The sequence below is a fragment of the Rhizobium leguminosarum bv. viciae USDA 2370 genome, from assembly GCF_002008365.1.
Lineage (GTDB): Bacteria > Pseudomonadota > Alphaproteobacteria > Rhizobiales > Rhizobiaceae > Rhizobium > Rhizobium leguminosarum.
The window spans coordinates 44,113-50,381 of record NZ_MRDL01000045.1 but is presented as its reverse complement, the minus strand read 5'-3'; the positions used below and the strand labels follow the sequence as shown (position 1 = coordinate 50,381).

The following is a 6,269-nucleotide window of genomic DNA, read 5'->3' as shown; positions in this document are numbered from 1 at the left end:
GGAGTTCGCCGCCGTCAGCCGGGCACTCGACGAGCGCTTTGGTCGCAATGCCATCATTCGCGGCGAAAAGGATCTCATCAATCGTGTGCCACCAGCGCAGCGCAATGCTTTCGAGGCGATGCAGGACAGGTTGAAGGTCCTGCAGCGGACGGTGCGCATGGAAAGCAGCGAACAGATCATCTCGGAACGGCACCAGCGGGCTGTCAGTCGTGGCATTAGTCTCTGAGACCAATGAATGAGCTGCGGGAGAGATTATGGACGGCAGGAAATCGCTGCAATGCGATCGCCCGCGCCTATATCGCGATCGAGATCAAGAACCAGGCGCGCGGTCGCTCGCTCGCCCGTCAGCTGTGGGCCATCCCTCGGCTCATGGAGTATTCTGTCAACCCAATTACTTGGCGGAGGCAGCGAACGGCTTCAAGCAGCGTGTCGATCGCGGGTGCATGACTCAAATAAGCTGACTTTGAGGATGCGCCCCATTTCCTCGAACTCAGCCGAGCTGCCCTTCAACGCGTCTGAAACTCCTGGTGCAGGATGCGGCAGGCGTCTTTCATGACAGGACTTTTGTAGCCATCGTATTCAGATAAAACTAGTCCCCCTGCTCTGCGTGTTGATCATGAACCCTTCGCTGTGGGGACACCCTGTCTGCCCCTACACGTCCCGCTCCCGAAATCTGCGTTCAACCGAGCGGCTGGCATGATCACCGCGAATCTGTCCGACCTATAAGGCCGGACAGATTCGTAGTGTCGGAATGCTGTCGGAGTAAACATGCGTGCGACATCAAAGCCGATGGCCCTCGCATTTGTTTTCGAATTTCCCCAACTGCTGGAAAACTCGGACCCAAAACTTGAAATCGCCTGAGCGACCGTCGGAGCGAGCGCTTATGGCACACCAGGCTGCCGCGGTTTTCGCATGTTGTCCGTAAAGCGAACGGACAGCAGTACTTATGTCCCCAACATCTGCATCACTCCAAAAATCCGGTGCGGTTGCGGCGCAGCCGGCTGAGAACCTTTCGAACATTTCGCGCATTAAAAAGCCCCGTTACCGTCCGGAAACAGGCCATCAAATTATGCCGGACGTCGATCCCACCGAGTGGGCCACGATCACGTGCCGTCCCTGGCAAATACGCGCTTCAGTGCGAAGTGCTTCTCATGCTCAACATTATGTTGTAACAAAACCGAAAGGCAAGCTATAAAAACACCCGCAATGAGAGCGATTTTCGCGATATTTTACGAATCAGGCTTGAGGTGTCACTTAGAATGAGGCAATCCGGTGAGAGTTTTGTCGTAGCAAACGTAGAAATGGTGGGGTCAACAGCTGGCGGTGCGAGCCGATGAGCGCACTTCTGGCGATCGTATCCCGGGATGCCGACTATTATTTGATGCTGTCATACATCTTGAGGGGGGCCGGATACAGGACGGTGCTGGTCGATATTCCAAACGAGGCCGTGGCGATCGCCGAGGAGCGCGGCGCTGCAGCTATCATCGTCGACTGCCAGCCGGGTTCACAAATTCTGGCTGATATCGCGTCGAGCCTGGGAGAAAAGGGGCTTGCCGACGAACTCACACTCATCGCACTCGTCGCCGAAAAGGCCGCTTATCTCGACATCCTGAAAGCCGACGTCGATGAGAGCTTCACAAGGCCGATGCCTCCGGAACGGCTGCTGTCTTATCTCCACGGTGAAATAGGCAATTCCTCCGACGAAGCGTCTGGCCGCTTCGTTCCAATATATGACGATCTGAAGCTGGACGTCAGCGGCCGGCGTGTCTTGGTAAGGGGTATGCCGGTTAATCTCAGCCCGATCGAGTTTCGTCTGCTGAGCGCTCTTATGGGTGACGCGGGGCGTGTTCTAAGCCGCGCGGAACTGATCGCGGTCGCTTGGCCGAAATCAGCTTTCGTCGAGCCTCGGACAGTCGATGTTCATATCGGCCGGCTCCGGCGTGCATTGAGGCGGGCGCTTGGCCGCGATTTGATCCGCACCGTGCCAAAGGAAGGATATGCAATCGACGTTGCGTAAAGTATGTGACTTCCCCACGTTCACATGTTCATCGAAACTTCCCGAAAACTTGCTGTCGCCTTCGTTGCATAAACGACGATCACGCGCATAGCTTGAAGTCCGTTGAACATTTGGGAGCACAACATGCAAGAGGCAGCTTCGGGCGCCGGATCGGCGAAAACATCCCACAGAAACACCGCGGGCCTGATCAGCCACGCGAGTCCCCACTTTGCCGCCGCCCAGCTCAACGGCTTGATGGCCCTCTATGTCCATCCGTCTGACGGTCGAGCGGTGGAGCTGCCGGTTTCGGATCGCCGATTGAAGCGCGTCGTCGACTTCGTCCGCTGCTCGTATCTCGGGCTCGACAATCACCCCTCAATCATCGAAGGCGCAATAGAGACAGTTCGGCGCTACGGAACACTACACTGGTCCTGCGCCCGGACGCGGCTCAATTTTGCAGTCCTCGGAGACCTCGAGGATGCTCTTTCTGATCTCTTCGGCGCGAGGGCTATCACCTACACAACAGTGCTTGCCGCCAACTTAAGCGCGCTTCCGCTGATTGCGTCCGGCGTTCTGACGGGCGGCAAAAAACCAGTCATGGTATTCGACCGTCTCGCGCATGCAACGCTCGCCTTCAACAAGCCCGTCGTTGCTGAAGAATGCGAGGTGCGCACTATAGGCCACAACGATCTTCAGGCGCTCGAAGAAATTTGCCGCCAGAACGAGGCGGTCGCCTATGTTTGCGACGGTGTCTATTCCATGGGTGGCTGTGCCCCGATCAAGGAGTTGCGGGAGCTTCAGGAGCGATACGGCCTCTTCCTTTACATCGATGATGCTCACGGTATATCGATTTTCGGGGAAAGAGGCGAGGGGTTTGCCCGTTCACAGATGCCAGAAGGTCTCGGTGAACGGACGATCATCGCCGCCTCGCTCGGGAAGGGCTTCGGAGCGTCGGGCGGCATGCTGATGCTCGCAACGGCGTTCCAGGAAGAGATCTTCCGGCGCTTTGCTCTCGCGCATGCCTTCTCGGCCTCCATCAATGTTGCGGCGATCGGTGCAGCTCTGGCCTCTCAGTCGATTCACCGCACACCGGAACTTGGTGTGCGGCAAAGGACGCTCGCAGAACACATCTCTCTTTTCGACGAGCTGGTGCCGACCGCACAGGCAGGGTCCCGACTCCCGATCAGGACCGTCGTCGTCGGTGACGAGCTTGCGGCAATCGGCGCTGCCAGACTTGTACTTGATTCTGGTTACTACACGTCGGCCATTTTCTTCCCGACTGTGGCCAAGGGAAGGGCGGGGCTGCGAATATGTCCGACTGCCGGCCACACGGCATCCGAATTGCGCGACGTCGCAGCTGCCGTCAATCGTGCTCTCAAGGGATAAAGATCTGTCTCCGCCCCTTCGGGCGGAACCACCGCCAAAGGGGGATCGTTATCGGATCCAGGCATTCCAACGCTCGAGCATCATCGCAGCATTGTCGTTGATCCATTTGGCGTCCGGGATGACGATGTAATCCCGGATGTCCTCGTCGCTCGGCAGTGCCGCGCGTGCAGCCGGCGACATCAAATCGATCGCCTTGCGGCTCGGCGGCGTGCAAAGGAGTTCGTTGCACACCCCGGCCTGCGCCTCCGGATGATCAAGCCAGTAGCCGATCAACTTCAACGCGTTTGCGCGGTTCGGCGCATCCTTGATAATCGTCAAGCGATCGCCGACGAGGAACGAGGCCTGTTTGGACCAGGCGATCTGGCGTCCTTCCGCCTTCAGTGTATTTGCGCGCGTCAGCCAGATCTGCCCGATTCTGTAGTCGCCGTTGCGAAAGCCCTGAACGCTCTGGTCACCGGTCTTCCACCAGAGCGATATCGCCGGGCGGATCTCGTCGAGCTTGTTAAGGGCGCGATCAACGTCGAGCGGAAAGAGTTTGTCGCGCGGAACACCATCGGCGAGGAGCGCGGCAGCCATTACCCTCCACGGATCGTCGAAATTTGGAAACGAGCGACCCCCAGGAAATTTTGTCTGGTTCCACATATCGGCCCAGCTCAACGGATTCCCATCCTTGAAGGCAGTCGGGTCGTAGGCCATCAGCGTTGCGGTTGAAAAAAGCCTGGCCCCAGCGCTGACGCAGGCATCCTCGACCAGATCTGGCCGGCTCTGGAAAGACTTGCAAAAGTCGGTCAGGTCTTCAGATGTAAGCCGATGCGCTTCAGCGCTCGCCTGGATCTCGCCGTCCGGATAAAGGTCCCAGGTCACGTTGCCGGTCTTGACCATGGCCGCCGCTTTCGCCCGCATCTCGGCATTCGTTGCCGCGACGGAAACAACTTTGATGCCGGTCTTTTCGGTAAACGGCTCGAACCAGAATTTTCGAAGCGCGGCATCGTAGGCGCCGCCTGTGGTCGCAATGATGACCTGCTCCTCGGCTTGCGCCGCCCCCGCACCGGCAAGCATGAGGCAAGCCGCAAGCAGTGGCTTGATCTTCGTTCGCTTTTTCATCGGTTCTTCCTCTCTCCGATTGATGTGATCATGTTAATCCTCCCCGCGGCCGGTAAGGAGATGAATGGTCCCCATGAGCAGCAGCGATACCGCGACGAGCAGCGTCGAAACCGCCGCTATGACCGGGGTGAGATTGAAATCGATGTCCTCGAACATCTTGCGGCTGATCGTTTTTCCGCCCGTATCGGAAATGAAGAAGGCGACTGTTGCCTCATCGAACGACGCCAGAAACGCAAAGACCGAAGCCGCAGCCACCGCCGGGGCGATGTTAGGAAGCACAACGCTGATAAAGGCGCGGCTCCGGCTTGCCCCGCAATTCAGTGCGGCAAGCTCGAGTGACGTGTCGAAGCGCTCGAGTGCTGCCGACACGGTGATGATCACGTAGGGAACAGCAAGTACGGTGTGCGCGATCAGGAAACCAGCGAAATTGCCGGTCAGACTGAGCGGGGAAAAAACCAGATAAAGGGCAACGCCAAAGACAACATGGGGAACGATCATTGGCCCCAACGACAATGCCCGCAGAAGCGTCTTTCCCGGCAGATTACCGCGAACGAGCCCGATGGCGGCCAATGTACCGATAACCGTCGAAGCGACCGTCGTCGCCAGCGCAATCTGCAGACTGAAGATCGTTGCTGCGCGCCAGTCCGGATCGGATAGAAAGTCGATATACCAGCGAAGCGTCAGGCCCCTCGGCGGGAACTCGATATAGCTGCTGTCGTTCAGCGAAATCGGGATGACGAGCAACGTCGGCAGAACCAGGAAGAACAGGATTTCCCCGATCAGGAAGCCCCCAAGGAGCCGCAATGCCGCTTTGCCGTAAGGCCGATGGGTGCTGTTGACGGGAGAGGGGGCGAATGAGGCGGTGACTGCGGGCTCAATTGACACTGTTCATTCCTTTGCTGACGGAAAGCGCCTTGCGGAACACAAGGACAAAGATCAGCGTCGTGGTCAGAAGGACGGTCGCGAGCGCTGCGGCAAATGGCCAGTCAAGCAGAACGGTGGTTTGCTGGCCGATCAGCGTTGCCATCATCAATGCTCCAGGCCCGCCGACGAGTGCCGGCGTGATATAAAAACCGATCGCCAGGATGAAGCACATGACGCATCCGGCAAAGATTCCAGGCAAGCTGAGCGGCAAGGTCACGCGCCAGAACGCGCTAATCGGGCCGGCGCCGAGATTGCGGGCGGCTTGAGTGTACTCTGCAGGAATAGTGCGAAGAACGTTGTAGACCGGCAGGATCATGAAGGGCATGAGAACATGCGTCATCGCAAGGATCACCGCGCCTTCGGTGTAGATTAGCTTCAACGGACTGCCAATGAGGCCGCTCTCGATCAGCAGACCGTTAACGATGCCGTTTCGCTGCAGCAGCACGATCCAGGCATAGGATCGCACCAGCACTGAGGTCCATAGTGGGACCAACACCGCGGCCGATACGAGCATCGCCATCCTGCCTTTGGCATGCGCCATGAGAAAGCTAACCGGAAATCCAAGCAGCAAGCTCGTCACTGTTACGATGGCGCCCGTCTGCAACGTCCGAAGCAGGACTTCCATGTAGAGTGGCTCGGTGACGATCCGCTCGTAATGCTCCAGCGTGAATCCCGGCGCCATTAAGCTCAAAGAGACGAGCCGTCCAATCGGATAGATGAAGCCTCCGGCCAGTAACAGCATCAACGGCGCAATAAGCAGGAACGTCAGCGCATGCGAATACTGGCGCGCCGAGCGTGAGAAAAACCAGCTCGCTGGACGGGTTGGTACAACGCGTGGATTATCGACGGTCGTGGTCAT

Annotated in this window: 6 protein-coding genes; 3 read left to right on the top strand and 3 right to left on the bottom strand. The window is 58.0% G+C overall.

Translation table 11 applies throughout. The features are described 5' to 3' along the window. The 3 genes from BS629_RS38965 to BS629_RS21970 form a co-directional block, all read left to right on the top strand. The coding region (locus tag BS629_RS38965) for a hypothetical protein (RefSeq protein WP_158081462.1) at positions 1 to 226 on the top strand (226 nt) is incomplete at its 5' end. Positions 227 to 1,333: 1,107 nt separating this feature from the next. Next, positions 1,334 to 2,017 carry a winged helix-turn-helix transcriptional regulator gene (locus BS629_RS21975; protein WP_018246080.1) on the top strand — a complete coding sequence of 228 codons (684 nt, stop codon included), beginning with the start codon at positions 1,334 to 1,336 and terminating at the stop codon, positions 2,015 to 2,017. Between the two features lie 123 nt (positions 2,018 to 2,140). Further along, positions 2,141 to 3,382 (top strand): 8-amino-7-oxononanoate synthase family protein, encoded by a 1,242-nt coding sequence (locus tag BS629_RS21970; RefSeq protein WP_018246079.1) that lies wholly within the window; start codon positions 2,141 to 2,143, stop codon positions 3,380 to 3,382. Between the two features lie 48 nt (positions 3,383 to 3,430). Here the strand turns inward: BS629_RS21970 and BS629_RS21965 are convergent, their stop codons facing one another. The 3 genes from BS629_RS21965 to BS629_RS21955 form a co-directional block, all read right to left on the bottom strand. Further along, complete coding sequence (locus BS629_RS21965) at positions 3,431 to 4,486, bottom strand: extracellular solute-binding protein (RefSeq protein ID WP_018246078.1); 1,056 nt, start codon at positions 4,484 to 4,486, stop codon at positions 3,431 to 3,433. Between the two features lie 33 nt (positions 4,487 to 4,519). Further along, positions 4,520 to 5,290, bottom strand: a complete 771-nt coding sequence (locus tag BS629_RS21960; protein WP_018246077.1) for an ABC transporter permease — start codon at positions 5,288 to 5,290, stop codon at positions 4,520 to 4,522. A 70-nt stretch (positions 5,291 to 5,360) separates the two neighbouring features. After that, on the bottom strand, positions 5,361 to 6,269 hold the full coding sequence (locus BS629_RS21955; RefSeq protein WP_018246076.1) for an ABC transporter permease: 909 nt from the start codon (positions 6,267 to 6,269) through the stop codon (positions 5,361 to 5,363).